The 25,988-nt window shown below is 67.0% G+C and carries 28 protein-coding genes and 1 pseudogene; 21 read left to right on the plus strand and 8 right to left on the minus strand.

Annotation, left to right across the window (positions count from 1 at the left end):
* Positions 1-65 precede the first annotated feature (65 nt).
* The 4 genes from ACN5KJ_RS15140 to holA all read left to right on the plus strand — a co-directional run bounded on the left by ACN5KJ_RS15140 (position 66) and on the right by holA (position 5,193).
* Positions 66-818 carry a sulfite exporter TauE/SafE family protein gene (locus tag ACN5KJ_RS15140; protein WP_347166829.1) on the plus strand — a complete coding sequence of 251 codons (753 nt, stop codon included), beginning with the start codon at positions 66-68 and terminating at the stop codon, positions 816-818.
* Between the two features lie 280 nt (positions 819-1,098).
* Positions 1,099-3,690 (plus strand): leucine--tRNA ligase, encoded by a 2,592-nt coding sequence (gene leuS, locus ACN5KJ_RS15145; protein ID WP_418594853.1) that lies wholly within the window; start codon positions 1,099-1,101, stop codon positions 3,688-3,690.
* The gene (lptE, locus tag ACN5KJ_RS15150; RefSeq protein WP_347166830.1) at positions 3,677-4,168 is read left to right on the plus strand and encodes an LPS assembly lipoprotein LptE; all 492 of its coding nucleotides are present in this window, start codon (positions 3,677-3,679) and stop codon (positions 4,166-4,168) included. Before leuS ends, lptE begins: the two co-directional genes overlap by 14 nt.
* Positions 4,165-5,193 (plus strand): DNA polymerase III subunit delta, encoded by a 1,029-nt coding sequence (holA, locus tag ACN5KJ_RS15155; protein ID WP_418594854.1) that lies wholly within the window; start codon positions 4,165-4,167, stop codon positions 5,191-5,193. The genes lptE and holA overlap by 4 nt, the downstream gene beginning before the upstream one ends.
* A 294-nt stretch (positions 5,194-5,487) precedes the next feature.
* Here the strand turns inward: holA and ACN5KJ_RS15160 are convergent, their stop codons facing one another.
* Both ACN5KJ_RS15160 and ACN5KJ_RS15165 read right to left on the minus strand, forming a co-directional pair.
* Positions 5,488-5,802, minus strand: a complete 315-nt coding sequence (locus tag ACN5KJ_RS15160; protein WP_418594855.1) for a DUF1244 domain-containing protein — start codon at positions 5,800-5,802, stop codon at positions 5,488-5,490.
* A gap of 71 nt (positions 5,803-5,873) precedes the next feature.
* Positions 5,874-6,611 (minus strand): N-formylglutamate amidohydrolase, encoded by a 738-nt coding sequence (locus ACN5KJ_RS15165; RefSeq protein ID WP_418594856.1) that lies wholly within the window; start codon positions 6,609-6,611, stop codon positions 5,874-5,876.
* Between the two features lie 184 nt (positions 6,612-6,795).
* Between ACN5KJ_RS15165 and pyk the strand changes: the two genes are divergently transcribed.
* From pyk to rplT, 4 genes are all read left to right on the plus strand, one after another.
* Positions 6,796-8,241 carry a pyruvate kinase gene (gene pyk, locus ACN5KJ_RS15170; RefSeq protein WP_418594857.1) on the plus strand — a complete coding sequence of 482 codons (1,446 nt, stop codon included), beginning with the start codon at positions 6,796-6,798 and terminating at the stop codon, positions 8,239-8,241.
* 55 nt (positions 8,242-8,296) lie between these two features.
* Complete coding sequence (locus ACN5KJ_RS15175; protein ID WP_418594858.1) at positions 8,297-8,518, plus strand: hypothetical protein; 222 nt, start codon at positions 8,297-8,299, stop codon at positions 8,516-8,518.
* 393 nt (positions 8,519-8,911) lie between these two features.
* Positions 8,912-9,112, plus strand: a complete 201-nt coding sequence (gene rpmI, locus ACN5KJ_RS15180; protein ID WP_009504408.1) for a 50S ribosomal protein L35 — start codon at positions 8,912-8,914, stop codon at positions 9,110-9,112.
* Between the two features lie 15 nt (positions 9,113-9,127).
* Positions 9,128-9,493, plus strand: a complete 366-nt coding sequence (gene rplT / locus ACN5KJ_RS15185; protein ID WP_023849604.1) for a 50S ribosomal protein L20 — start codon at positions 9,128-9,130, stop codon at positions 9,491-9,493.
* Positions 9,494-9,704: 211 nt separating this feature from the next.
* Here rplT and ACN5KJ_RS15190 read toward each other — a convergent pair whose 3' ends face one another.
* A complete protein-coding gene (locus tag ACN5KJ_RS15190; RefSeq protein ID WP_418594859.1) occupies positions 9,705-10,373 on the minus strand; it encodes an SGNH/GDSL hydrolase family protein in 669 nt (222 codons plus the stop codon).
* A 138-nt stretch (positions 10,374-10,511) separates the two neighbouring features.
* Between ACN5KJ_RS15190 and pheS the strand changes: the two genes are divergently transcribed.
* The 3 genes from pheS to pheT all read left to right on the plus strand — a co-directional run bounded on the left by pheS (position 10,512) and on the right by pheT (position 14,584).
* Positions 10,512-11,585: a phenylalanine--tRNA ligase subunit alpha gene (gene pheS / locus ACN5KJ_RS15195; RefSeq protein WP_347166836.1), complete on the plus strand. Its 1,074-nt coding sequence runs from the start codon at positions 10,512-10,514 to the stop codon at positions 11,583-11,585.
* Positions 11,586-11,757: 172 nt separating this feature from the next.
* Entirely contained in the window at positions 11,758-12,039 is a 282-nt protein-coding gene (locus tag ACN5KJ_RS15200) for a YrhK family protein (protein ID WP_418594860.1), read from the plus strand.
* Positions 12,040-12,181: 142 nt separating this feature from the next.
* Positions 12,182-14,584 carry a phenylalanine--tRNA ligase subunit beta gene (gene pheT, locus ACN5KJ_RS15205; RefSeq protein ID WP_418594861.1) on the plus strand — a complete coding sequence of 801 codons (2,403 nt, stop codon included), beginning with the start codon at positions 12,182-12,184 and terminating at the stop codon, positions 14,582-14,584.
* A gap of 296 nt (positions 14,585-14,880) precedes the next feature.
* Here the strand turns inward: pheT and ACN5KJ_RS15210 are convergent, their stop codons facing one another.
* The gene (locus ACN5KJ_RS15210) at positions 14,881-16,566 is read right to left on the minus strand and encodes an acyl-CoA dehydrogenase family protein (protein ID WP_418594862.1); all 1,686 of its coding nucleotides are present in this window, start codon (positions 16,564-16,566) and stop codon (positions 14,881-14,883) included.
* 148 nt (positions 16,567-16,714) lie between these two features.
* Here ACN5KJ_RS15210 and ACN5KJ_RS15215 point away from each other — a divergent pair, with 148 nt between their 5' ends.
* Positions 16,715-17,482 carry a sulfite exporter TauE/SafE family protein gene (locus ACN5KJ_RS15215; RefSeq protein WP_347166839.1) on the plus strand — a complete coding sequence of 256 codons (768 nt, stop codon included), beginning with the start codon at positions 16,715-16,717 and terminating at the stop codon, positions 17,480-17,482.
* Positions 17,479-17,796 (plus strand): hypothetical protein, encoded by a 318-nt coding sequence (locus ACN5KJ_RS15220; protein ID WP_347166840.1) that lies wholly within the window; start codon positions 17,479-17,481, stop codon positions 17,794-17,796. The genes ACN5KJ_RS15215 and ACN5KJ_RS15220 overlap by 4 nt, the downstream gene beginning before the upstream one ends.
* Before the next feature lie 46 nt (positions 17,797-17,842).
* Here the strand turns inward: ACN5KJ_RS15220 and ACN5KJ_RS15225 are convergent, their stop codons facing one another.
* Positions 17,843-18,841, minus strand: a complete 999-nt coding sequence (locus ACN5KJ_RS15225; protein ID WP_418594863.1) for an aldo/keto reductase — start codon at positions 18,839-18,841, stop codon at positions 17,843-17,845.
* A 214-nt stretch (positions 18,842-19,055) separates the two neighbouring features.
* Here ACN5KJ_RS15225 and ACN5KJ_RS15230 point away from each other — a divergent pair.
* A pseudogene (locus ACN5KJ_RS15230) lies at positions 19,056-19,151 on the plus strand (ATP-binding protein); the annotation flags it as partial.
* Between the two features lie 82 nt (positions 19,152-19,233).
* Here ACN5KJ_RS15230 and ACN5KJ_RS15235 read toward each other — a convergent pair.
* The 3 genes from ACN5KJ_RS15235 to ACN5KJ_RS15245 all read right to left on the minus strand — a co-directional run bounded on the left by ACN5KJ_RS15235 (position 19,234) and on the right by ACN5KJ_RS15245 (position 21,709).
* On the minus strand, positions 19,234-19,719 hold the full coding sequence (locus ACN5KJ_RS15235) for a universal stress protein (protein WP_418594864.1): 486 nt from the start codon (positions 19,717-19,719) through the stop codon (positions 19,234-19,236).
* A 188-nt stretch (positions 19,720-19,907) separates the two neighbouring features.
* Positions 19,908-20,717, minus strand: coding sequence for a cyclase family protein (locus ACN5KJ_RS15240; protein WP_418594865.1), 810 nt, complete (start codon positions 20,715-20,717; stop codon positions 19,908-19,910).
* Positions 20,718-21,007: 290 nt separating this feature from the next.
* Entirely contained in the window at positions 21,008-21,709 is a 702-nt protein-coding gene (locus tag ACN5KJ_RS15245) for a winged helix-turn-helix transcriptional regulator (RefSeq protein ID WP_418594866.1), read from the minus strand.
* 67 nt (positions 21,710-21,776) lie between these two features.
* Between ACN5KJ_RS15245 and ACN5KJ_RS15250 the strand changes: the two genes are divergently transcribed.
* The 7 genes from ACN5KJ_RS15250 to ACN5KJ_RS15280 all read left to right on the plus strand — a co-directional run bounded on the left by ACN5KJ_RS15250 (position 21,777) and on the right by ACN5KJ_RS15280 (position 25,758).
* Positions 21,777-22,211 (plus strand): VOC family protein, encoded by a 435-nt coding sequence (locus ACN5KJ_RS15250; RefSeq protein ID WP_418594867.1) that lies wholly within the window; start codon positions 21,777-21,779, stop codon positions 22,209-22,211.
* Positions 22,201-22,920, plus strand: a complete 720-nt coding sequence (locus ACN5KJ_RS15255; RefSeq protein WP_418594868.1) for a glutathione S-transferase family protein — start codon at positions 22,201-22,203, stop codon at positions 22,918-22,920. The genes ACN5KJ_RS15250 and ACN5KJ_RS15255 overlap by 11 nt, the downstream gene beginning before the upstream one ends.
* Entirely contained in the window at positions 22,917-23,270 is a 354-nt protein-coding gene (locus ACN5KJ_RS15260; protein ID WP_418594869.1) for a DUF1428 domain-containing protein, read from the plus strand. Before ACN5KJ_RS15255 ends, ACN5KJ_RS15260 begins: the two co-directional genes overlap by 4 nt.
* A 4-nt stretch (positions 23,271-23,274) precedes the next feature.
* Positions 23,275-23,928, plus strand: a complete 654-nt coding sequence (locus ACN5KJ_RS15265) for a glutathione S-transferase family protein (protein WP_418594870.1) — start codon at positions 23,275-23,277, stop codon at positions 23,926-23,928.
* 50 nt (positions 23,929-23,978) lie between these two features.
* Positions 23,979-24,866: an alpha/beta fold hydrolase gene (locus ACN5KJ_RS15270; protein WP_418594871.1), complete on the plus strand. Its 888-nt coding sequence runs from the start codon at positions 23,979-23,981 to the stop codon at positions 24,864-24,866.
* Between the two features lie 32 nt (positions 24,867-24,898).
* Positions 24,899-25,393: a VOC family protein gene (locus ACN5KJ_RS15275; RefSeq protein WP_418594872.1), complete on the plus strand. Its 495-nt coding sequence runs from the start codon at positions 24,899-24,901 to the stop codon at positions 25,391-25,393.
* A gap of 62 nt (positions 25,394-25,455) precedes the next feature.
* Complete coding sequence (locus ACN5KJ_RS15280; protein ID WP_418594873.1) at positions 25,456-25,758, plus strand: hypothetical protein; 303 nt, start codon at positions 25,456-25,458, stop codon at positions 25,756-25,758.
* Positions 25,759-25,988 lie beyond the last annotated feature (230 nt).

Consider the following 25,988-nt stretch of genomic DNA (forward strand, 5'->3'; position numbering starts at 1 on the left):
GGGCTGTCATGTGCCCGGTGTTCGCGCTAAAGCCATGGCAACCCCGCAGCTTACAGGAGGCGCGTGTGGACCTTTTCAGCGCGGCGGTGCTGGCCGCCACCATCCCGGCGGTGATTTTCGCAGGCATCTCCAAGGGCGGTTTCGGCTCTGGCGTGGCCTTTGCAAGCTCCTCGATTCTGGCGGTCCTGCTGCCCCCGGCGGTGGCGGTGGGGCTGATGCTGCCGCTGCTGATGCTGATGGATGTGCAGGGGCTGGTGGCCTACTGGCGGCAATGGGACTGGCCGGTGTCCCGGGTCCTGCTTTTGGGTGCCGTGCCGGGGACGGTGCTGGGCGCGCTGTTCTGGGCCTCCGCCGATCCGGACATGATCCGGCTGATCATCGGCGCCGTGGCGCTGGTCTTCGTGGCCTGGCAGGCGGCGCAGCAGCTGGGGCTGATCCGGCTGGGCGCGCGCTTCGGCGCGAAGACGGGGGTGGTCTCGGGCGTGGTGCTGGGCTTCACCAGCTTCGTCAGCCACGCCGGAGGGCCCGCGGCGGCGGTCTACATGCTGGGCCAGGGGCTGTCCAAGACCGCCTACCAGGCGACCACGGTGCTGGTCTTCTGGGCGGTGAACCTGTTCAAGTCGGGCTTCTACCTGGGCATGGGCATCTTCACGCGCGAGACGCTGCTTTTGGATCTGGTGCTGATCCCCTTCGCGTTGCTGGGAACCTGGGCGGGGATCAAGCTGCACCACATGGTGTCCGAGCGGGTCTTCTACGGCATCACCTACGTGGCCCTGACCCTGACCGGGGCAAAGCTGGTCTGGGATGCGCTGAGCTGAGCGCCTGCGGGGACGGGCGGGGGCCAGCCCCCGCACCCCCGGGATATTTCCCGACAGAAGAAGGATGCGCGGCCTGCCTGTTTCTTCTGTCCGGAGATATCCCGGGGTGCGCGAGGGCTGAGGCGAAGCCGAGCGCGCGCAGCCCCCGGTTTTCCGGGGAGAAGGGCGCGCAAGCCGGGGAGAAGGGCGCGCAAGACCGGCCCCCTCTGGACGAAAGCGGCGCCGCGCCCTATCACCCCGCCCGACACCTGCCGCCCAAACGCCGCCGAAGGATACCCCCATGTCGCGCTATGACCCCGCCACCATCGAACCGAAATGGCAAGCCGCCTGGGACGAGGCCGAAACGTTCAAGGCCCGGCGCGAGGGCGACAAGCCCAAGTATTACGTGCTGGAGATGTTCCCCTATCCCTCGGGGCGCATCCACATCGGCCATGTGCGCAACTACACGATGGGCGACGTGATCGCGCGCTACAAGCGCAACACCGGGCACAACGTGCTGCACCCCATGGGCTTCGACGCCTTCGGCATGCCCGCCGAGAACGCGGCCATGGCCTCGGGCGGTCATCCGAAGGACTGGACCTACGGCAATATCGACACGATGGTCGGCCAGATGAAGCCGCTGGGCTTCTCGCTGGACTGGACGCGGATGTTCGCCACCTGCGACCCTGAGTACTACGGCCAGCAGCAGGCGCTGTTCCTCGACTTCCTCGAGGCGGGGCTGGTCTACCGCAAAAACGCCGTGGTGAACTGGGACCCGGTCGACATGACGGTTCTGGCCAACGAGCAGGTCGAGAACGGGCGCGGCTGGCGTTCCGGCGCGCTGGTCGAGCGCAAGGAGCTCACCCAGTGGTTCTTCAAGATCTCGGACTATTCCGAGGAACTGCTGGATGCGCTCGACAGCCTCGACAACTGGCCCGCCAAGGTCAAGCTGATGCAGGCCAACTGGATCGGGCGCTCGCGCGGCCTGCAGTTTGCCTTCTCGACCGTGGACGCGCCCGAGGGTTTCGACCGGATCGAGGTCTATACCACGCGGCCCGACACGCTGATGGGCGCCTCTTTCGTGGGCATCTCGCCGGATCACCCGCTGGCCAAGCACCTGGAGCAGGGTGACGCGGCGCTGGCGGCGTTCAATGCCGAATGCCGTCGCAGCGGCACCAGCGAGGAAGAGCTGGAGAAGGCCGAGAAGCGTGGCTACGACACCGGGCTGACCGTGCGCCATCCCTTCGATACCGCCTGGGAATTGCCCGTCTACGTCGCCAACTTCATCCTGATGGACTACGGCACCGGCGCGATCTTCGGTTGCCCGGCGCATGACCAGCGCGACCTCGACTTCGCGCGCAAATACGACCTGCCCGTGCGCTCGACCTATGTGCCGGCCACGGGCGAGGAGGGCAGCTTTGTCCTGCCCGAGGAGGGCGGCCCGGCCTATGTTCCGCCGAAGCCGGAAGCGGTGCGCTACATCAACGGTTTCGCCGGGGAAGAGGCGCAGACCGGCGAGCAGGGCGTCGATGCGGCCATCGCCTTCTGCGAGGAGAACGGCGTCGGCCACGGCGTGACCAAGTTCCGCCTGCGCGACTGGGGTCTGTCCCGCCAGCGTTACTGGGGGTGCCCGATCCCGGTGGTGCATTGCGAGGCCTGCGGCGTGGTGCCCGAGAAGAAGGAAAACCTGCCGATCGAGCTGCCCTATGACGAGGACGGCACGGCGATCGACTTTTCCGTGCCCGGCAACCCGCTGGACCGCCACCCCTCGTGGCGCGACTGCGCCTGCCCGGCCTGCGGCGCGCCTGCCCGGCGCGAGACCGATACCATGGACACCTTCGTCGATTCCTCGTGGTACCAGGCGCGCTTCACCGCGCCGCGCGCGGATACGCCGACGGTGATGGAGGATGCCGCCTACTGGATGAACGTCGACCAGTACATCGGCGGCATCGAGCACGCGATCCTGCACCTGCTTTACGCGCGCTTCTTCTGCCGGGGCATGGTCAAGACCGGCCACCTGCCGGAGAAATCCGCCGAGCCCTTCGATGCGCTCTTCACGCAGGGCATGGTCACGCATGCGATCTTCCAGACCGAGGGCGCCAACGGTCGCCCAGTCTATCACTACCCCGAGGCGGTGGAGCTGCGCGACGGCAAGGCCTACCTGAAGGAGGGTGGCGCCGAGGTGCAGATCATTCCCTCTGCCAAGATGTCGAAATCCAAGAACAACGTCGTCGACCCGGTGGCGATCATCGCCAGCTACGGCGCCGATACCGCGCGCTGGTTCGTGCTGTCGGACAGCCCGCCCGAGCGGGACGTGGAATGGACCGCATCGGGCGCCGAGGCCGCGCACAAGCACCTTGCCCGCGTCTGGCGCATCGCCGCCGAGATCGCCGAGGGGGACGCGCCCTCGACGCAGGAGGACGCGGCGCTGGAGCGCGAGATGCACCGGGCGATTCACGACGTGACCATGGGCGTCGAAAGCTTCGGCTTCAACGCGGCCATCGCCAAGCTTTACGCCTTCACCAATGCGCTGGCGAAGTCGCGGGCGGGCAAAGAGGTCAAGACCCGCGCCGCCAAGGTCCTTGCGCAGCTGATGTCGCCGATGACGCCGCATCTTGCGGAAGAGGTCTGGCAGATGCTGGGCGGCGAGGGGCTGGTGGCAGAGGCCGCATGGCCCGTGGCGGACGAGACGAAGCTGGTCGACGACACGGTGACGCTGCCCATCCAGGTCAACGGCAAGCGCCGGGGCGAGATCGCCGTGCCCAAGGACATGCCCAAGGAAGAGGTTGAAAAGCTGGCGCTGGCGCATGAAGCTGTGGTGCGGGCCCTCGACGGGGGGGTGCCCAAGAAGCTGATCGTGGTGCCGGGGCGGATCGTGAATGTGGTCGTTTGATCGAAGAACCCTGCTGCTGGGCGCCCTTGGTCTGGGCGCCTGCGGCTTTTCGCCCGTCTATGGCCCCGGCGGCAGCGGCGACGCCCTGCACGACGCGGTGCTGCTGGAGGCGCCCGAAACGACAGAGGCCTACCTTTACAGCCGCCGCTTCGAAGAGCGGCTGGGCCGGGCCGCCGCATCCGCGCCCTACCGGCTGTCGGTGACCTTCGAGATCGAGGAAAGCGCCGTGGGCAGCACCTCGGCGGGCGAGGACACGCGCTATCGCCTGATCGGGCGCGCGCGCTTTCGCCTGATCGAGGTGGCGACCGGGCAGCAGGTGCATTCGGCCGCGACCAACGCCTTCACCGGCTATTCCACCACCGGCTCGACCGTCGCGACCCGCGCCTCCGAGCGTGCGGCGCGCGAGCGACTGATGACCATGCTGGCGGATCAGACCGTCGACGACCTGGTGCTGGCGGCGGACGACTTCGTCGGATGAAGCTTTCGCCGCGCGACGCCAATGCCTTCTTTCGCAGGCCCGATCCCGCCGTTCCGGCGCTGCTGATCTATGGCGACGACCCGATGCGCGTGGCGATGAAGCGGCAGGAGGTGGTCGGCGCCGTCGTCGGGCCGCAGGGCGAGGAAGAGATGCGGCTGACCCGCCTGCCGGGGGCAGAGCTGCGCAAGGATCCCTCGGGGCTTCTGGACGCGGTCAAGGCGCAGGGCTTCTTTCCCGGCGCCCGCGCCGTGCTGGTCGAAGAGGCCACGGACGGGCTGACCAAGACCTTCGAGGCGGCGCTTCAGGACTGGCGCGAGGGCGACGCGATGATCGTTGCCACGGCGGGCGGGCTGAAGGGCTCTTCCTCGCTGCGCAAGCTGTTCGAGAAGCACCGCACGGCGCGGGTGGCGGGGCTTTACAACGATCCCATGGGCCGCGACGAGATCCAGGAAGAGCTGAAGCGCGCCGGGCTGACCGACGTGGGCCGCGACGCCATGGGTGCGCTGGAGGCGCTGGCGCGGGTGCTGACGCCGGGCGATTTCCGCCAGACGCTGGAAAAGGTGGCGCTTTACAAGCTGGACGATACGGAGCCGCTCTCGGTCGAAGAGGTGGAACTGAACGCCCCCGCCTCGATCGAGGCCGAGATGGACGAGGTCTTTCACATCCTTGCCGAGGGCCGGACGGGCGATATTGCCCGGGTCATGCAGCGGTTGGAGGCGCAGGGCGTCGCCCCGGTGACGCTGCTGATCATGGGCACGCGGCATTTCCGCCTGCTCTATGCCATCGCCTCGGCCCCCGGTGGGCCTGCGCAGGGCATCGGGTCGGTGCGTCCGCCGCTCTTCGGCCCGCGCCGCGACCGGATGCTGCGGCAGGCGCAGGGCTGGCCGCTGGACCGGCTGGAGGGCGCGCTGGGTGTGCTGATGGACACCGACCTGAAGCTGCGCTCTGCCGGGCAGCGGGCCCCGGCCATGGCGCTGGTCGAGCGCGCCTTCGTGCGCCTTGCGGTGATGGGCGCCCGGCGCTAGCGCGCGGTTGTCGCGGGCGGTCACTGCGAAACATCGAGGTCACCGGGGCAGGGGGGCGGCTGCCGCGACGGTCGTCCGCGGCCTGCCATGCTGTTGCCTCCGGGCGCCGCGCGGGGACCGGGACGGCCCCGCGGCATCCATGCTCGGGTGCGGCCCGTCCGCCTGTCTCACGCCGGGAGGCGACAAAAGCCGCCGGGCATATACAGCCTCTGCCCATCGCCGTGACCCCGCCGCGACGGGACAGCGCCGAGGGCGCGGCGGGCGGTCGGCGTTTCAGGCCCGGGGCCGGGCAGATCAGCCCTTGTCGGTGACGTTTTCCTTGAAGGCCTTGTCGAAGGCGGCCTGCTTCTCGGGTCCGGCCTCGGTCTGCTGGGCGGCCTTCCAGTCGTCGTAGGGCATGCCGTAGAAGATCTCGCGCGCGTCCTCCTTGCCCATCTCGAGGCCGCGCTCTGTCGCGGCCTCCTGATACCAGCGGCTCAGGCAGTTGCGGCAGAAGCCCGCGAGGTTCATCAGGTCGATGTTCTGCACCTCGGGCCGGTCCTCCATCAGGTGCTTGCGCAGGCGGCGGAAGGCGGCGGCTTCGAGTTCGGTGCGGGTCTGGTCGTCCATGGTGCGTCCTCCTTGGTGGGTCGTCTGATGGTTTTGCGCGCCCGGGTGGGCCGGGCGCCCTGTCGTCCTGCTCAGTCCCGGACCTGCGCCAGCGCGCGGGTCAGAAGGCCGGCAAGCCGGTCCCCCCAATGCGCCTGCGCGGTTTCGGTTTCGATCAGGTCGTTGCGGATTTCCAGCAGCGTGTTCAGCCGCCCGTGCTTCAGCGCGTGGCGGTCGATGGCATCGCCGGGCAGATGGCCGGGGTAGGGTTCGTTGCGCCCGACGACCAGATCCGGCTCGACTTCCAGCAGGGCGATCAGCGGATCGGAGAGGCGCGCGTCCCACGCATGCAGCACGCCGACGTGCCATGGCCGCGTCGGGCGGCCCCGCAACTGTCGCGTGAAGGAATGGACCGAGACGATGGCCACGTCCTCGCGCCGCGCCGCCAGCCGTTCGAGGGCGCGGTGGTAGGGGCGGTGGTAGGCCTCGAGCCGCCGGGCCTTCTCGGCTGCATCCGCATGGCGGTTGGCCGGGATGACCGAGCCGTCGTAGAGCTTCATCAGCAGGGTCGGGTCGTCCTCGCCCCGGTTCGGGTCGATCACGAGGCGGGAGAAATCCGACAGCACCACCGGCGCGCCAAGCGCCGCGCCAAGCGCGCGCGCCACCCCGGCGGCGCCCACGTCATAGGCAATGTGGCGCGCCATATCGCCATCGGGCAGCCCCAGCGTGCCGCCCAGTTCCGGCGGAACGGTATTGGCGGCATGATCGCAGGTGATCAGGAAGCGGCTCTGCCGCCCCTCTCCCTCGACCCGGAACGGGCAATATGTCATGGTTTCTTCATCCATCGCCCGCTAGACATAAGCAAGTTGCGCGGCAAAGGGAATTGCGGGATAAACGCCGCGACGTTAGCGGTAACTCAAGGCCCGCAGGGTCTCCGGGATGCCGCCTGACAGCCAGACGCAGAACCCGGACCGCCACAGTTCACCCCGCCGCCGCACCGGGCAAGGAGACTTCATGAAACGCGACCGACACGTCAAGATCGTGGCCACGCTGGGCCCGTCCTCTTCCACCTACGAGATGATCCGTGCCCTGCACGAGGCCGGGGCGGACGTCTTCCGCCTGAACATGAGCCACGGCAGCCACGAAGAGATCGAAGAGCGGCACAAGATCATCCGGCAGGTCGAGAAGGATCTCAACAGCCCGATCGCCATCCTTGCCGACCTTCAGGGGCCGAAGCTGCGCGTGGGCGAGTTCGAGAACGGCTCGGAAGACCTTGAGTGGGGGCAGGAGTTCCGGCTCGACCTCGACAAGACGCCGGGCACGGCGAAGCGCGTGCAGCTGCCGCACCCCGAGATCTTCGAGGCGCTGGAACCGGGGTCGACCCTGCTGGTCAACGACGGCAAGATCCGCCTGAAGGTGGCGGATTGCACCAAGGATCACGCCAATTGCATCGTCGAGGCGGGCGGCACGATCTCGAACCGCAAGGGCGTGAACGTGCCCGACGTGGTGCTGCCGGTGGCGGCGCTGTCCGACAAGGACCGGCGCGATCTGGAGTTTGTCTGCCAGCTTGGCGTCGACTGGCTGGCGCTCAGCTTCGTGCAGCGCGCCCGCGACGTGCAGGAGGCGCGTGACCTCGCCAATGGCCGGGCCTCGATCATCGCCAAGATCGAAAAGCCCTCGGCGGTGCGCGAATTCGACAGCATCCTCGCGGTGTCCGACGGCATCATGGTGGCGCGCGGCGATCTGGGGGTGGAGCTGCCGGTGCATTCGGTGCCGCCGATCCAGAAACGGCTGGTGCGCAAGTGCCGCGCGGCGGCGCGCCCGGTGATCGTGGCGACGCAGATGCTGGAATCGATGATCGAATCGCCGATGCCGACGCGGGCCGAAGTGTCCGACGTCTCGGGCGCCATCTACGAGGGCACCGACGCGATCATGCTCTCGGCGGAATCGGCGGCCGGTCAGTACCCCATCGAGGCGGTGCAGACGATGAACAACGTCGCTGTCTCCGTGGAATGCGATCCGACCTACCGCGACGTGATCGAGGCCTCGCGCCACGCCGACCGCAAGACCGTGGCCGACGGCATCGTCGCCGCCACGCGCGAGATTGCCGAGACCACGGACATCAAGGCGATCTGCTGCTTCACCTCCTCGGGCAACACCGCCGTCCTGGTTGCGCGCGAACGGCCGCGGGTGCCGATCATCGCGCTGACCAGCCAGCGCGGCACGGCGCGCAAGCTGTCGCTGAGCTGGGGTGTGCAGACCGTCATGACCGGCGAGCTGGAACGCTTCAAGCAGGCGGTGGTGAACGCGGCGCGGGCCGCCCGGGCCGAAGGCTATGCCGGCCCCGACGACCAGATCGTGGTGACGGCGGGTGTGCCCTTCAACACCACCGGGACCACGAACATCCTGCGCGTGGCGCCCTGCGACGAGCGTTTGATCTACTCGACCGATCCCGAGTAACCTGTCCTCCGAGGCCCCCTGGCGGGCTTCGGGACAAGGGAGCGACGGGGCAGGGATGGACAACGACGTGGCCTTGGTGACCGGCCTCGGGTTGATGGTGCTGTCGCTGCCCTCGATCATCGCCGCCTGGTCGGACCGGCGCGCGCCGCGCACCGGGGTCGTGGCACTTCTGGCGGGCGCCGGCCTTGTGCTCTGGGCCGCGTTGCGCAGGCCCGGCGGCTTCAGGCTGACGGAAATGCCCGAGGTGCTCTACGGTGTGATCGCCCGGCTGCTGTGACCACGGGCCGAATTCTATCAAAGAATTCGGCCCGTTTTCCGTCGCGGAAAACGCCTGCGCTTCCCGGCGCCGGCACCGCCCCTCGCCAGCCCGCGCCGGTCCTGCGGTCAGGGGGCCGCGTCGAGAGCAGGATTTCGCCTTCGCAGGGCGCGCAGACCCCTGCCCGCAGGGCGAATCGCAGAGCGGCCCGGCGACGCGGCGGGGTGGGGCGGTCGGGGCTTGGCGCCTTGCCTTGTCGCATCCCATCCTGGATAAGCCGCAAGGGCGGTCCGCGCGCCGCGCCACCCCGATCTGCCCCTTGCCAAACCGCCCCCACGCCTCTATACGGCCCGCTCCAACCGCGCGTCCGGCTCAAGCGGCATGCCGAGTCGCGTCAAGAACAGGAGAACCGAAATGCCCAAGATGAAGACCAAGTCGAGCGCCAAGAAGCGCTTCAAGGTTACGGCCACCGGCAAGGTTGTCGCAGGTCAGGCCGGCAAGCGCCACGGCATGATCAAGCGCACCACGAAATTCATCCGCGACGCTCGCGGCACCACCACGCTGTCCGCCCCCGACGCCAAGATCGTCAAGGGCTACATGCCCTACGACCGCTAATCAGGAGGATCCAGCATGTCCCGAGTCAAGAGCGGAACCGTCACGCACGCGCGTCACAAGAAGGTCATCAAGGCAGCCAAGGGCTACTATGGCCGTCGCAAGAACACCTTCAAGGTCGCGGCACAGGCCGTCGACAAGGCCAACCAGTACGCCACGCGCGACCGTCGCAACCGCAAGCGCAACTTCCGCGCGCTGTGGATCCAGCGGATCAACGCCGCCGTCCGCGCACATGACGAATCGCTGACTTATTCGCGCTTCATCAACGGCCTGTCGCTGGCCGGCATCGAAGTCGACCGCAAGGTTCTGGCGGATCTCGCCGTGCACGAGCCCGAGGCCTTCGCGGCCATCGTGGATCAGGCCAAGGGCGCTCTGCCCGCCTAAGTCTTTCACGGCATGACATTCGGAAAGCCCGGGACCCCGCGTCCCGGGCTTTCTTGCGTTTCGGGCGGGCGGGAAGGCGTTCCGCTTGGGGCGCGCGCAAAAGGAACGGGGCGTCACGGAAAGACGCCGCAATCGAAAGGGGGAAGACACCGGAGGGTCTGCCCAGCGAAGGGCAGTGTCACCAAGGGGGGCGGCGCGCCGAAGGGCGGGCTCAGCGAAGCGTGGGGTCCGCCGCCCGGATGGCCTCTGCCACAAGCGCCGCGATCCGGCGCGAGCCTTCGGGCGAGGGGTGGATGCGGTCGCTGTCGAACATCGCCGAGTCCGAGGTCGCGATGACGTCTCCCATATTGACGAAGAAAACGGCGGGCATCGCCTCAGCCATCCGCCCTAGTCGTTGCTCCATATCGGCATAGAGCCGCGCGCAGGGCGTACCCGCGAACTTCGGCGAGGTGTAATAGTCGGCCCAGACCACGCGAGAGCCCCGCTCGGTCAGGCCGCGCACCAGCTTGGGGATCGCCCCCTTGCTGCCGTCCGGCGTGATCAGCGCCTCCAGCATGCCCTGGTTGGCGCGCCCGCAACCGATGCCCAGATCGTTGGCGCCGCCGTTCACCACGACCCAGGGCGCGTCCAGCCTCCCGACCTGCCGCGCGATGTTCAGCGGCCCCGCGCCGGTCACGCCGCTGACACTGGCATAGGGCAGCGAGACGTCGCCGACCGGCACATCCAGCGCCCGCGACAGCCCGTCCGCGACAGATGCGCCCTCGACCCGGTTCCAGGCCATCACCGAATCGCCCGCGACGACCACGCGGGCATCGTCCGGCACGCCGCGCCCGCAGGCGCCGAGGGTCAGGGCAAGAAACAAAAGGCCGATACGCAGCATGTGGGGTGCCTTTCCATGGGGTCCGTGCGCAATGGTGGTCCGGTGGCCCCGGGGATCAAGCGCCCGAGGCGTCCGCACAGCCTTGCCCTTGACCTCGGGCGGCGATACTTCGGCAGGCGACAGCCGAAGGAGACCCCGATGGACGACCTGCGCCAGAAATATCTCGACCTGATCGCCGGGGCCGGTGACGAATCCGCGCTGGAGGACCTGCGCGTCGCCGCCGTGGGCAAGAAGGGCGAGGTCAGCCTGCGGATGCGCGAGCTGGGCAAGATGACGCCCGAAGAGCGCCAGACGGCAGGCCCCGCGCTGAACGCGCTGAAGGACGAGATCAACTCTGCCCTCGCCGCCAAGAAGGCCGCCCTGGGCGATGCCGCGCTGGAAGAGCGCCTGCGCAGCGAGTGGCTGGACGTGACTCTGCCGGGCCGCCCGCAGCGGATGGGCAGCATCCACCCGGTCAGCCAGGTCATGGAAGAGATCACCGCGATCTTCGCCGACATGGGCTTTTCGGTCGCGGAAGGCCCGCAGATCGACAGCGACTGGTACAACTTCGACGCGCTGAACATCCCCGGCCACCACCCGGCGCGGGCCGAGATGGACACCTTCTACATGCACCGCGCCGAGGATGACGAGCGCGCCCCGCATGTGCTGCGCACGCATACCTCGCCGGTGCAGATCCGCCACATGGAGGCGCATGGCGCGCCCTGCCGGATCATCTGCCCGGGCCGCGTCTACCGCGCCGATTACGACCAGACCCACACGCCGATGTTCCACCAGGTCGAGGGGCTGGCCATCGACAAGGACATCTCGATGGCGAACCTCAAGTGGGTGCTGGAAGAGTTCTTCTCGGCCTTCTTCGAGACGCCGGGCATCAAGACCCGTTTCCGCGCCTCGCATTTCCCCTTCACCGAGCCCTCGGCAGAGGTCGACATCCAGTGCTCGTGGGAGGGCGGCCAGCTGAAGATCGGCGAGGGCGACGACTGGCTCGAGGTCCTCGGCTCCGGCATGGTGCACCCCAAGGTGCTGAAGGCGGCGGGTGTGGATCCCGAGCAGTGGCAGGGCTTTGCCTTCGGCATGGGCATCGACCGGATCGCCATGCTGAAATACGGCATCCCCGACCTGCGCGCCTTCTTCGACAGCGACCTGCGCTGGCTGCGCCACTACGGCTTTGCCTCGCTGGACGTGCCGACGCTGCACGCGGGCCTGTCGCGCTGAGCAGCGGCCGCCTCTCCTGACCGCGGGGGGCTATGGGACGCTGGCCTTGCCGCGTGGTCTTGGAACAACCACTCACCGCCCCCGAACGGCCTTCGGGGGCGTTTGCGCATGTGGCGCCGGGTGCATGGGGTATGCGACTGTAAGGCAAACCCAGGATGCATAGGGACACGCCATGCCGCTTTTTTCCCACGAGAACCGTGACCGCAATCCCGAGACACGGCGGGTCTACGCCCTGTTCGAGCTGGTCTATACCTTCGTCGACTTCGCGGCGGCGGTCTGTTTCACCATCGGATCGGTGATGTTCTTCCGCGACAGCCTGATGACGGTCGCGACATGGTTCTTCACGGTGGGCTCGGTCTTCTTCATGGCCAAGCCGACGCTGCGGCTGGTGCGGGAGCTGAGGCTGGCCGCCATGGGCGACGCCGACGACCTCGCGGACCGCTACCAATCCTGACGCGCCGTTTTCTTTCGAAGAAAACGGTCCGAAGTCCGTCGCGGACTTCGCCCCCGCGAGGGGGCGGGCCGGGTGCCTCTTTCCTCCCCGGGGCGCATCCGCTAAGCACGGCGCAACACGCAGTCACCCGGGGACCGGACCCATGAAATTCACGCTTTCCTGGCTCAAGGAGCACCTCGACACCACGGCCTCTGTGGAGGAGATCGCCGAGACCCTGACCGACCTCGGGCTCGAGGTCGAGGGGGTCGAGAACCCCGCCGCCAAGCTGGCGGGCTTCACGCTGGCCAAGGTGCAGAGCGCCGAGCAGCATCCCGACGCCGACCGCCTGCGCGTCTGCCAGGTGGAAACCGACGAGGGTGTGAAGCAGATCGTCTGCGGCGCGCCCAACGCGCGCGAAGGCATCACCGTGGTGCTGGCCAAGCCCGGCGACTACGTGCCCGGCATCGACGTGACCCTGTCGGTGGGCAACATCCGCGGCGTCGAGAGCCACGGCATGATGGCCTCGGAGCGCGAGCTGGAACTCAGCGACGAACACAACGGCATCATCGAGCTGCCCTCGGGCACCGTGGGGCAGAGGTTCACCGACTGGCTGGCCGAGAACGATCCGGCCAAGGTCGACCCGGTGATCGAGATCGCCATCACGCCGAACCGGCAGGATGCGCTGGGGGTGCATGGCATCGCGCGCGACCTGGCGGCGCGGGGCCTTGGCACGCTGAAGCCGATGAAGGAAGGCTACGTCAAGGGCAGCTTCCCCTGTCCGATCACCGTCACCATCGACGAGGACACGCGCACCGACGGCTGCGAGGTCTTCGCCGGGCGGCTGATCCGGGGCGTCACCAATGGCCCCAGCCCGAAGTGGCTGCAGGACCGGCTGCGCGCCATCGGGCTGCGGCCGATTTCCGCGCTGGTGGATATGACCAACTTCTTCACCCACGACCGCAACCGCCCGCTGCACGTCTTCGATGCCGACAAGGTCAAGGGCAGCGCGCTGCGCGTGCACCGCACCGGGGGCGGCGAGACGCTGGTGGGGCTGGACGAGAAGACCTATACCTTCGGCCCCGGGCAGGTGGTGATCTCTGACGCCGAAGGCATCGAATCCATCGGCGGTATCATGGGCGGGCTGGAAACCGGCTGCACCGAGGCCACGACCAATGTCTTCCTCGAAGCCGCCGTCTGGGACCGCATCCAGATCGCCCATACGGGCCGCGCGCTGAAGATCAACTCGGACGCGCGCTATCGCAACGAGCGTGGCATCGACCCCGAGTACAACATGCAGGCCATGGAGGACGCGGCGCAGATGATCCTCGACCTCTGCGGCGGCGAGGCCTCGGAGGTGGTGGTGGCGGGCTATGTTCCCGATACCGCGCGCGCCTACCGGCTGGACCCGGCGCGGGTGGTGTCTCTGGTGGGGATGGAGATCCCGGAATCGACGCAGCGCCAGACCCTGACCGCGCTCGGCTTCCGGATGGAAGGCAACATGGCGCATGTGCCCTCGTGGCGTCCCGACATCCTCGGCGAGGCGGATCTGGTGGAAGAGGTGGCGCGCATCGCCTCGCTGACCAAGCTGAAGGGCAAGCCGCTGCCGCGCACCATTGCGGGCGTTCCCGGCCCGATCCTCTCGCCGCAGCAGAAGCGCGAGCGCGTGGCGCGGCGCACGGCGGCGGCGCTGGGGTACAACGAATGCGTGACCTACAGCTTCATCGACCGGGACTCGGCGGCGCTGTTCGGCGGCGGCGATGACGCGACGATGCTGGCCAACCCGATCTCGTCCGAGATGAGCCACATGCGGCCCGCGCTGCTGCCGGGCCTGTTGCAGGCGGCGGCCCGCAACCAGGCGCGCGGCTTCATGGATCTTGCGCTCTTCGAGCTGGGCGCGGCCTTCACCGGCGGCGAGCCGGGCGAGCAGCACCAGCAGATCTCGGGCCTTTTGGTCGGGCGCACCGGGCTCAAGGACGTGCATGGCGCCGCGCGGGCGGTGGATCTTTACGACGCCAAGGCGGATGCCGAGGCGGTGCTGGCGGCCATCGGCGCGCCCCCCAGGATGCAGATCCTGCGCGGCGGGTCCGACTGGTGGCACCCGGGGCGGCACGGCATGTTCTGCCTTGGCCCCAAGAAGGTGCTGGGCGTCTTCGGCGAGCTGCACCCCAGGGTGCTGAAGGCGATGGACGTGAAGGGGCCGGTGGTGGGCTTCACCATCTGGCCGGACGCGGTGCCGCTGCCGCGCAAGGCGGGTGCGACCCGGCAGGCGCTGGTGCTGCGCGACCTTCAGGCGGTCGAGCGCGACTTTGCCTTTGTCGTGGATGCCGATGTGCAGGCGCTGGATCTGGTCAACGCGGCGCAGGGCGCCGACAAGACGCTGATCGAGGAGGTCCGCGTCTTCGACGAGTTCATCGGCGGGTCGCTGGGCGAGGGCAAGAAGAGCCTTGCCATCACCGTGCGCCTGCAGCCGACGGACAAGACGCTGAAGGAAAAGGACATCGAGGCGGTCGCCGCGAAGATCGTCGAGAAGGTGACCAAGGCCACCGGGGGCGTGTTGCGCGGCTGACCCCGTGCCGTCGAGATGAGAAAGGCCCGGTCGATGGACCGGGCCTTTTTGCCTTGGGCGGTCTGCGGGCGGGCTGCGCCGGGGCAGGGGCTGCGATGCGCCTGTGGCTGCGGCGGAGGGGGCGCTGCCCCCGCCCTTCGGGCCCCCCGAGGTATTTTCCGGACCAAAGAAGGGCTGGGCGGTTCGTCCGGTTGCGGGCCCGGGGCCGGGCGGGTTTGCGACAGCTGAAGGGCCGCATGGCCTCTCTGCGGGCGGGCGGCGCCTGAGGTCTCGGCGCCGCCCCTCGGGGTCCTGTCTTAGCCCAGAAGGCGGCGGGCGATGACCTGGGCCTGGATCTCGGCGGCGCCTTCGAAGATGTTCAGGATGCGCGCGTCGCAGAGGATGCGGCTGACCGTGTACTCCAGCGCGAAGCCGTTGCCGCCGTGGATCTGCAGCGCGTTGTCGGCCGAGGCCCAGGCCACGCGGGCGCCGAGCAGCTTGGCCATGCCGGCCTCGAGGTCGCAGCGGTGGCCGTGGTCCTTTTCCCAGGCCGAGAAATAGGTCAGCTGGCGCGCGATCATCAGTTCGACCGCCATCATCGCCAGCTTGCCTGAGACGCGGGGGAAGGCGATCAGCGGCTTGCCGAACTGCTTGCGGTCCTGCGCGTATGTCATGCCGACATCCAGCGCCGATTGCGCCACACCAATGGCGCGGGCGGCGGTCTGGATGCGGGCGCTTTCGAAGGTCTCCATGAGCTGCTTGAAGCCCTTGCCCTCTTCGCCGCCCAGCAGGTTCTCTGCCTTGACCTTGAAGCCGTCGAAGCCGAGCTCGTATTCCTTCATGCCGCGGTAGCCCAGAACCTCGATCTCGCCGCCGGTCATGCCCTCGGTCGGGAAGGGGTTGGCGTCGTCGCCGGGGGTCTTCTCGGCGATGAACATCGACAGACCCTTGTAGTTGTCCGTCGCGGGATCGGTGCGGGCCAGCAGCGTCATGATATGCGTGCGCGCGGCATGGGTGATCCAGGTCTTGTTGCCGGTGACCTCGTAGTCGCCCTCGGCGTTCTTCACCGCGCGGGTGCGCAGCGCGCCAAGGTCGGAGCCGGTGTTGGGTTCGGTAAAGACCGCCGTGGGCAGGATTTCCCCGCTGGCGATCCTGGGCAGCCACTTCTGCTTCTGCTCGTCCGTGCCGCCCGCGATGATCAGCTCGGCGGCGATCTCGGAGCGGGTGCCGAGGCTGCCCACGCCGATGTAGCCGCGCGAGAGTTCCTCGGAGACCACGCACATTGAGGCCTTGGACAGGCCGAAGCCGCCGAGGTCCTCGGGGATGGTCAGGCCGAAGACGCCCATCTCGGCCAGTTCCTCGATCACCTCCATGGGGATCAGCTCGTCCTTGAGGTGCCATTCGTGGGCGTGGGGTTCCACCTTCTCGACGGCGAAGCGGCGGAACTGCTCGCGGATCATCTCGAGCTCTTCGTCGAGACCGGTCCGGCCCACGGTGATCTCTGCCGCGCGTTCCTGCATCAGCTCGACCAGCCGGGTGCGGGCGGCCTGGGTATTGCCGCGCTGGGTCAGCGTCATCACCGCCTCGGTCATCAGCCCGTGCATGTCGTCCTGCGCGAGCCCCATGTCCTGAAGGCGCACGAGTTCGCCCTGGTTCATCTGGATGCCGCCGTAGACCTGCCAGAGGTATTCGCCGAAGGCGATCTGCAGGATCAGCTCCTCGACCTCGCCGAAGGTGCCCGACGCGGTCAGCCGTTCCGCCCATTTGTGCATCTGGCGCAGCGCTTCGAGGTAGGTGGCCAGCCAGGCCAGCCCGTGGCAGGCGGTCTGGTTCTCTTCCACCAGCGCGCCGGAGACCCGGCCCTCGGCGCTGACCATGTCCCGGACACGGGCACGCGCGGTTTCGAAGACCGCTTCGACCGGGGCAATGGCCGCGCCGGTCAGGGTCAGGAGGTCGGGCAGGGTCACGCTGCCAAGGCTCGGGTCTTGTCCGTCATGGGCCATGAATCGCTTCCTTCTGTTCGGGTCCTGCCGGTCCTAGCCATTTTGCAAGTGCAGCGCAACAAAAATACCCGTTTGGCATGTGCGTTGTTCAATTATTGCGCGGGCGAAAAGTGAGGTGCTGGGCGCAAGGGCGTGCTATGGCGCGCCCATGACCGATATGCTGACTTCTCTGACCGCCGGGACCTGGCTGCTTGCCCTCGCAATCGCGGCATTGGGCGGCGTGGTCAAGGGCATGGTGGGCTTTGCCATGCCGATGATCCTCGTGTCCGGCCTGGGCATGTTCATCGCGCCAGAGCTGGCGCTGGCGGGCCTGATCATGCCGACGCTGGTGACCAACGGGATGCAGGCGATGCGGCAGGGGGCGGCGGCGGCGCTGGCCTCGGTCGGTCGGTTCCGGGTGTTCCTCGGGGTCGGGCTGGTGACGCTGGTGATCTCGGCACAGCTGGTGCGCGTGTTGCCCGTCGGGGTGCTGCTGGCGATGATCGGCGGGCCGATCACGGTCTTCGCGGCGCTGCAACTGGCGGGCTGGAGGCCGCGCTTCCGCAACGGGCCCTCGCGCGGTTGGGAGATCGGGATCGGCGGTTTCGCGGGGTTCATCGGTGGCATGTCGGGGGTCTGGGGGCCGCCCACGGTGGCCTATCTGACCGCGCTGGACACCGAGAAGCGCGAACAGATCCGCGTGCAGGGGGTGATCTACGGCCTTGGCGCGGTGGCGCTGGCGGTGGCGCATGTCGCGTCGGGCGTGCTGAACGCCCGGACGATCTGGTTCTCGCTGGCGCTGATTCCGCCGGCGGTGCTGGGCATGTGGCTGGGGAGCCTTGTACAGGACCGCATCGACCAGGCGGCCTTTCGGAAGGCGACGCTGATCGTGCTGCTGATCGCGGGGCTCAACATCCTGCGGCGCGCCCTGACATGAGCGATGACGCGGCGACCGCCGACCGGGTGACCGCGCTGGTCGAGGCAGAGCTGGCCGCCTTCGACGGCACCACGCGGGCGGGGCGCATGTTGCTGGAGGATTTCGCGCGGCTGCGCGTGGCGCCGCGCCCGGTCTCTGTCCGGTTCAGCGGCGGGTTCGTGCAGCGGTGCTGGACGGTGACCCGGTCGAACGGTGCCTATTCGGTCGTCTACATGCCGAGGGCCGGGTATTTCTCGCTCTGCGTCGACACCGACCTCGGCCCCGTGGATATCGCCGTGCACGGCCCGGCGCTTGCGGTCTTCGGGGCGGTCTAGGGCCCTGCGCGCCCAGGCAGGCGACCCGTGAACCGCGCCGGGGAGCTCAGCAGTACTCCTCGGGGCCGATGGCCTGGGCGGCTGAATAGCGGGCGCCGTGGCACCAGCCGACGGGCAGGCGACGCCCGATCTCGGCCAGCAGGTCGGGGGCGGGGGTCATCCTGGCGCCGGCCACCAGTTCCGCGAAATGCCCGGTCGAGCGGGTGCCCGGGATCGCGAAGATGCTATCGGACTGCGCCAGCACCCAGGCGATGGCCAGAGAGGCGGTCGCCACGCCTTCCTGCCGGGCCAGTTCGCGCAGCGGCTGGCTGGCGGCGATATTGCGCTCGAGCGCGCCGGGGATGAAGCGCGGGTTGTCCTTCAGGAAGGCGCTTGCGGCGACACGCCCGGGTGTGGGCGGCGTGTCCGACAGCAGCCCCCGCCCGACCGGAGAGAAGGCGACGAGCGCCGTTCCCAGCGCCTCGCAGGCCTGGATCAGCCCCAGTTCCGGCGCCCGGGTCTGAAGGCTGTATTCCGACTGGACGGCGGCCACCGGATGCACTGCTGCGGCGCGCCGCAGCGAGGTGGGCGCGATCTCGGAAAAGCCGAAGCTGGCGATCTTGCCCTTGGCGATCAGCGTGGCGAGGAACTCTGTCACCGCCTCGATTTCGTGCCTTTGGTCGCGGCGGTGGACGTAGAACAGATCGACCCTCTCCAGCCCCATGCGCAACAGGCTTTTGTCCAGTTCGGCCTCGAGGTGTTCGGGGCTGTTGTCGAACCCGCGTGCGCCGGTTTCGGGGTCGCGGCAGATGCCGGCCTTCGTGGCGATATGGAAGGGCGTCTCGCCCTTGCAGGTGGCGAGGTAGCGGCCGATCGTCTCTTCGGACAGGCCCATGCCGTAGACGTTCGAGGTGTCGACATGCACGATGCCCGCGTCCCGCGCGGCGTCCAGGATCGCATGAGAGCCCTCGGTCGTGACCGGGCCGTAGAAATCCGCGAAGGACATGGCGCCGACACCCAGTGCCGGGAGGCTCGGACCGTCGGGGCCAAGGGATCTGGTCAGCATGGGGGCATCCTTTCCGTCTGCTTGTCGCACCGACCAAAGCGCAGGATGGCGGCGGTGCCAAGGGCAGGCGGTGCATTTCCCGCAAGGCGCTATGCGGTGTCAGGCCCCCGCGGGGCCTCGCGCCACGCGAAAGGCTGCGGTCCCGAAAGCGCGTCGGGGTCCTTGGGGCTTGGGCAGGGGGGCAGGGCGCGCACTGGCACTGCACGACGTCGGCGCGCTCTTCGATCGCCTCACACACCGCTGCCACATCCTGGAAACCGGAAACGACAGCTGCCGCTTCAAGGCCAGCTCGGAGACCGCGAAAAAGTAGAGGAAGGAGACGCCAATGTTGACCGCATCATGAACCGACCGACTTTCTGACAGGCGGGTCAAATCTCGATGACAATGCTGGGTCAGTTCTCAGTGACATCCATCAAGTTAGTTCTTGTCCCGAAAAGCTGTTCATCAGAGATTTCAAGGCGTGCGACAAGCAGGCTGCAATTCAGGCTGTCGCTCAGGGAGCTCGTGACCGATCCACGTAGCCACCGCGCCATAGCTCCTTGCTTGTGATGCCCGACTACGACCAGTTCAGCGCTGACTTCGTGAGCTACACTTGTGATACGCTCTGCTGCCAGCCCAGCGTCCAGACGTGCCTCATGGGCCAACCCCATGCGAGTCAGCCGCGCGGCTCCTTCATCGAGGATTTGTCTCACCTCATCCGTCTTGTCAGGGCCGATATAGACCGTGCTGGCGTCGCCGACGTAGATCTCGGAAGAGTGTTCCACAACCGCAAGAAGCACGACGCGGGCTCCGCATATCTGAGCAAGCTTTGCGCCTTCGCGCAATGCGAGGATCCCCTCCAGAGAACCGTCATATGCAAGCAAGATAGAGCTATACATTTCCGTCCCTCCCGAACCACTTTTCTGCCGGCGTTTCGAACTGCGTCGGTGCGTCTCCGAAAAGTCTCATCAACCGGAGGGGTTGTCGTGCTGCCGGCAGCAGAGCAGGACAAATCGTCCGGTCGAGGAGAGAGGAGGGCGCGTCGCAGGTTGAGGCAGGCATTGGGTGCGGGCTCCGCGTTGAATGCCTAGAAGGTCGCGATCAACCGCGCTGGACCTCCCGAGCCGCCTCGATGCGTCGGCGCCCCAACGAAGAGCGTTGCCCCGGCCTCCGGCACGCTATCCAGATTGGCGACATTCTCGATCCCGTAGCGGTTCGTGGGCAGCCACGCGTAATGCGTCGCGTAGTCTTGCGTCGATCCGATGTCGAGCGAGGGCGAGTCCGTCGCAATACAGACCGCTCCGGTCTCTTCCATCAGCATCTGCGCCGCCTCGACGTGAAAGCCGGGGTAATGTCGCACGCCATTGTCGTCGAAGCCCACGAACTTCGGAGTGGCAACATGTGCCTGCCAGCCCGCGTTCATCGCCACGCAAGCTCCGTCCGGTATGTCCCCGTTGCGGGCGATCCAGGCTGTCAGGTCATCCGGCGTCACCTGGGCCTCGATGTCGGTGTCCGCCTTTTCCTTGATATCGATGACGCAGAGCGAACAGATCAGGTTGCCAACGGGAATTTCCTCCACCGAAAGGCCGTCGGCTGAGAAGTGTAGCGGCGCGTCCACATGCGTGCCGGTGTGTTCGAAGACGGTGACGGTGTTGGCATTGAAGCCACTCTCGCTGAACTTTGCTTCCTGCTTGAGTGAAATGCCGGGCGGTCCGGACCACGTCGGAAAGGCCTCATCTACCACGTAGGTCAGATCGGCCACGCCGCCTTGGCCTTGAGCGCCTACGGGGCGTGCGGCAGCGGTCAGAGCCAGTGCCGCTGTCGGCGCGGTCCTCAGAAGTTGCCGTCGCGACAGCATTCGCTGCTTTACGGTCTCCATCACGCATCTGTGGCACATTGCGCTATCCCCGCTTTTTGATTGTCCTGATCTGCACAGGATACCACATTCCCGCCCGGATCGGCGGTCTTTTCGGGTCAGGGTGCGTGTGTCGGGAAAACCCTATGCGCCCGAAACTGACATCGGTGTGAGCTAAAGCCTGCATTCGGAAAGCCGGGGGGCAGCACCGGCAAAGGCGTGAAGGTCGGCTCGGGGTCGAAGTCAACCAGTGACACCGGCGCCTTGGGGAGCCGGGGCAGATTCAACAGAGGCCAGGGCTGCCAGGCGCCAGGCTCGGCCAAGCTTCCCCGCTATCGAGGGTGTGCCACGTCCGCCTGGGGCTGCGGGAGGTTGAAGAGCGCGATGAAGTCTCGGCACTGAGCGGCGTCACCGAAGACTTCCACGCCAGCCGCCTCTGGCGCCACGTCGCCGTAAAAGACAGCCGCGAGGGGTGGCGCGGCTTGCGCTTTGAAGCGGAGACCAGCCCGTTCCGCCGCGCCGCGTTCCACCGGCATGGCGCCGTCATCCAATCGTGCGGTGAACTGCGCCGTCCCGATTTCAAAGACGATGACCAGGGTCGTGCCGCATGCGGCTGCCCTATCCAGCATGGTGCGCAATGACAGCATGAAGGAAACGGGGGAGAGTGGCAGCGTCGGGTCGTGCAATGGCGATGCGGCGGCCCAGCGGCCGATCTCCTGCAGGATCGGCTCGGCCGCGTATCCCCATTCCGTCAGGCCATAAAGCTGCGCCGGAGCTGGCTGGAGGGCGGTGCTGCGAAGGACGACACCATTGGTTTCCAGGCCGGCCAGGCGTTCTGTCAGGACCTTGGAGCTGAGCCCTGGAAGTTCTGCGCGGATATCACTGAAGCGGCGGGGCCCGAACATGAGTTCTCGCACGATCAGCATCGCCCAGCGTTCGCCGAGAAGTTCAAGCCCGAAGGCCGTGCCGCAGGCATCTGCATACCACCGTCCGTGGGGGGATGTCGCCGACTTGGTTACTTTTTGTTTCTTCATGGTTGCTTTTTGTAACCTCATGCCGCTACGCTGTCCATAATTACGATATGACAAGGGAGGAATGGCAATGCCGCAAATGATCTTCGTGAACCTGCCGGTCGCGGACTTGAGGCGATCTGTCGAATTTTACGAGGCCATCGGCTTTTCCCGGGACCCGCGGTTCAGCAACGAACAGGCGGCCAGCATGGTCCTGTCGGACACCATTTGCGTGATGCTGCTGACCCATGAGTTCTGGGGAACTTTCACGGATCGTCGCCGCGTCGATCCGGCGCAGGAGGCGCAGGTGCTGCTTTGCATCAGCCGTGAAGACAGGGCAGCGGTTGATGCCATTACCGAAGCGGCTGTCTCTGCCGGGGGCATGGCCGACCCATGCCCGGCGCAGGACCACGGCTTCATGTATGGACGCAGTTTTGCGGATCCCGATGGTCATATCTGGGAACCCATGTGGATGAGTGCCGAGGCCGTCGAGAAAGGTCCGGCGGAGGTGTCCAATGCCGATTGATCCTGCTGCCGCCATCACAATCACTGCCTACGACTGGGTGCCGGACTTTGCCCAGGGACAGGTCCGCGACCTGCGGGTTCGATGGGCACTTGAGGAAACGGGCCAGAACTACGCCGTTCGCTATCTCTCACAAGGGCAACAGAAGGAAGCCGCGCATCGCGCGCTGCAGCCCTTCGGCCAGGTTCCGACCTACGAGGAAGGTGATCTCACGCTGTTCGAAAGCGGGGCGATCGTCTGGCATGTCGCAGAGCGGTTCCCCGGCCTGCGGCCGACGGAGCCAGCGGGGCAGAGCGCGTCGCTGGAATGGCTGTTTGCCGCGCTGAACACTCTGGAGCCGCCGATCATGGATCGGGCGCAGATGACGATTTTTGAAGTGGCCGAGCCCTGGGCCAAGCCGCGACTTCCCGGCGTCAACGAGCGGATCAACGAACGCCTGCAGGAAGCGTCCGATCGCCTCGGCACCGCGGAGTGGTTCGGCGGCAGTTTCTCTGCCGGCGACCTGATGATGGTCAGCGTTCTGCGGATCATCGAGGGGGAGGGCCTCGTCGAAGCCTTCCCCAACCTCGCCGCCTATGTCGCGCGGGCCAGCGAACGGCCGGCCTTCAAACAGGCCCTGTCCGATCAGCTTGCCGGCTTCACGGGCAATCCGCCGCCCGGTTTCGATGAATGGATGGCGGAGCTTAAAGCGAAACAAGGAGAACTCGCATGACCTACGTTGCCGGATTTCTGACCCCAGTGCCGAACGGGAACAAGCAGGCCTACATCGACAGCGCCCGCAAGGCCTGGTCGCTGTTCAAGGAATACGGGGCCCTGCAAATCATGGAGACCTGGGGCGATCAGGTGCCCGCGGGCGAGCACACCGATTTCAGGCGGGCCGTCGCGTTGGAAGACGGCGAGACGGTCTGTTTCTCGTGGATGATCTGGCCCGACAAGGCAACCCACGACAGGTGCGGCGCCAGCATGCAGACCGATCCGCGCTGGCAGGAGATGGACATGCCCTTCGATGGCAAGCGCATGATGTGGGGCAGCTTCACGCCGATCTTCGAAGACAAGGCCTGACGCCATGAACCAGACGGCACCAGAGCAGCTGACGATCTGGACCTTCGATTGGGTGCCGGAGGGGCCGCGGGGCTACGTGCGTGACCTGCGGCTTCGCTGGGCCTGCGAAGAGGCCGGGCTGAACTATCGCGTCGGCTCCGTGCCCTTCGAGGATCGCGGGGCAGAGCATCTTGCCATGCAGCCCTTCGGGCAGGTGCCCTACCTGACGGACGGGGATGTCAGCCTGTTCGAAAGCGGCGCCTGCCTGCTGCATCTCTCGGAGAAGAGCGAAACGCTCATGCCGCAGGAGAGGGGGCTGCGGGCGGAAACCCTGTCCTGGGTCCTGTCGGCCCTGAACTCAGTCGAGATGGTCAGCGTGCCCTGGTGGTTCGTCGGACTGTCGTCCCCGCCGGAGAACCCCTTGGAGGGCTGGCTGCGGGCCCGTCTTGCTGTGCTGGCAGACGTCCTGACAGCGCGCGACTGGCTGGTGGACGATCGCTTTACCGCGGCGGACTTGATCCTGGCCGATGTCCTGCGTCCGCCCTGGATTCGGGGGATCGGCCATTATCCCGCAACGGATGCCTACATCGATCGGGTTTGCGCGCGGCCGGCCTATAGCAAAGCACATGCGGACCAGATCGCGCATTTCTCCAGGGCCGACGAGACCCGCGGGGCATGAACGGCGACTTGCCGTTCCCGGCGGAAGTCCACAACGCATGGGAGGAGGAAATGATGACCCTGACTTCGACTTCACTGTCCTGCATGGGGGCCATGCAGGCCTCGGCCCTTGTCGGGGCGATGGCCACGCCGGCGCTGGCGCAGGACACCGAGGGCCGGGCCATATCCGGGGATCTCGGGATCTATTATCAGGTCCACGGCGATCTCGGCTCCGGTATGGTGCCATTTCTCGTGCTCCATGGCGGCATGGGCACCATCGAAGGGGACTTCGGCGCCCTCTTGCCGTCCCTCGCCGCAAGGCGCCCGGTGATCGGGGTGGAACAGCAGGGCCATGGGCGGACGGGCGGACGGGACGCGCCGCTGTCTCTGGATGCGATGCGGGCAGACACCCTGGCCGTGCTGGACGCGCTCGACGTCGAGCGGGTTCATGTGGTGGGCTTCTCCATGGGCGGCATGTTGGCGCTGGATCTGGGTGTTTTCGCGCCAGAGCGCCTTGCCACGCTGACCGCGATCTCGGCCAGCCAGAACCTCGACGGGATGCATCCGGCCATCGCGGAGATGAACCGGAACCCACAGGCCACGCCTTCACCGGAGGCGCTGGAGCTGGTGCCGAGCGAAGAGGACTTCGCCCGCATGCGGGCGGGTTTCGCCGACAACCCGGATGGCCCGGAGCAGTTCCAGCGCACATTTGCGCAGCTGCAGGCCTTCATTGTCACCGACTGGGGCTGGAGCGATCAGGAGCTTGCCATGCTCGCGGTGCCGACCCTGCTCGCCCTCGGCGACAGTGACTTCACCCCGGTCGGCCATGGTGCACGCATGGCGACCCTTTCGGGCGCCCAGCTGGCGGTCCTGCCGGACACCACACACCTTTCGATCATGAACCGCCCCGACTGGCTGCTGCCCCTGATCGAGCACCGGATCACAACGGCCGAAGATTGAGAGCGCGCCCTCAATCGCAAAGGAGACAGACGATGCAAAAGCGAAAGGCAGCGGTTTTTCTCTGGTTTGACACCGAGGCTGAGGCGGCGGCCGAGTTCTATGCCGCAACCTTTCCAGGCAGCCATGTGGACCAGGTGATCCGGTTTCCCGGCGATACGTCCGGCGGGCCGGCGGGCAGCGTTCAGATCGTGGAGATGACGCTGATGGGGCTGCCCTATGCGTTGCTCAATGCCGGCCCGCATGTACAGCCCAACGATGCCTACTCGCTCCAGGTCTATACCGAGGATCAGGCCGAGACGGACAGGCTATGGGATGCGATCGTCGGCAATGGCGGCGAAGAGATCATGTGTGGCTGGTGCAAGGATCGCTGGGGCTTTCGCTGGCAGATTACACCCCGGGTCCTGATGGAGGCGCTGTCGCACCCGGACGCTGCAGCCTCGGCCCGCGCACAAGTCGCCATGATGAAGATGCGCAGGATCGAGATCGCTTTGATCGAGGCCGCCTTGCGTGGCGAACCGCAGCCATGACCACGGGCCCGACGGAGATCATCTGGAGCGCGGATTGCGGGAACTCCCCGAAGAATGCATTCGTGCAGGACATCGCAATCGCCTTGGAGACCGGTGTCGCTTCGGCCGGGATCTTTGATCCAGAGGTCACATGGATCCGGTCTTCGACAGAGACGGTCGAAGGTCAGGCGGCGGTCCTTCAGGCATTGTCTTCGATCCGTCTGCCGATGAAGATCTGGGTCGAGCACGCGATCTCACACGGCAAGGTCGGCATGGCCAGCGGGGAAAGAACCCTGACAAATGGCTTGAAGCGTTCTTTCTGCCACGTATTCGAGTTCACGAACAGCAGAGCCAGTCGCGTGGTGTCGATCAAGACCCACGTGTGAAGGGGCCATGCCTCCTTGCCAACCGCTCAGGACGAAGTCTGCGACCGGGCCTGTCCCAAACATGAACACGTTTTCACCAGAGGATGTGGCTGTCGTTGAACGGCCGCAGTGCGAAGCCACCGGTCTTTCGTCGCGCCTGGCGTGAAGGCAGATCCGGACCGTGAGTGTCAGGCAGCGGGAGGCCGGAGAAACCACGCGGTTTGTCCGCTTCAGCAGGTTCTCTCTCTAGC

This window comes from Ponticoccus sp. (in: a-proteobacteria), from assembly GCF_048381735.1.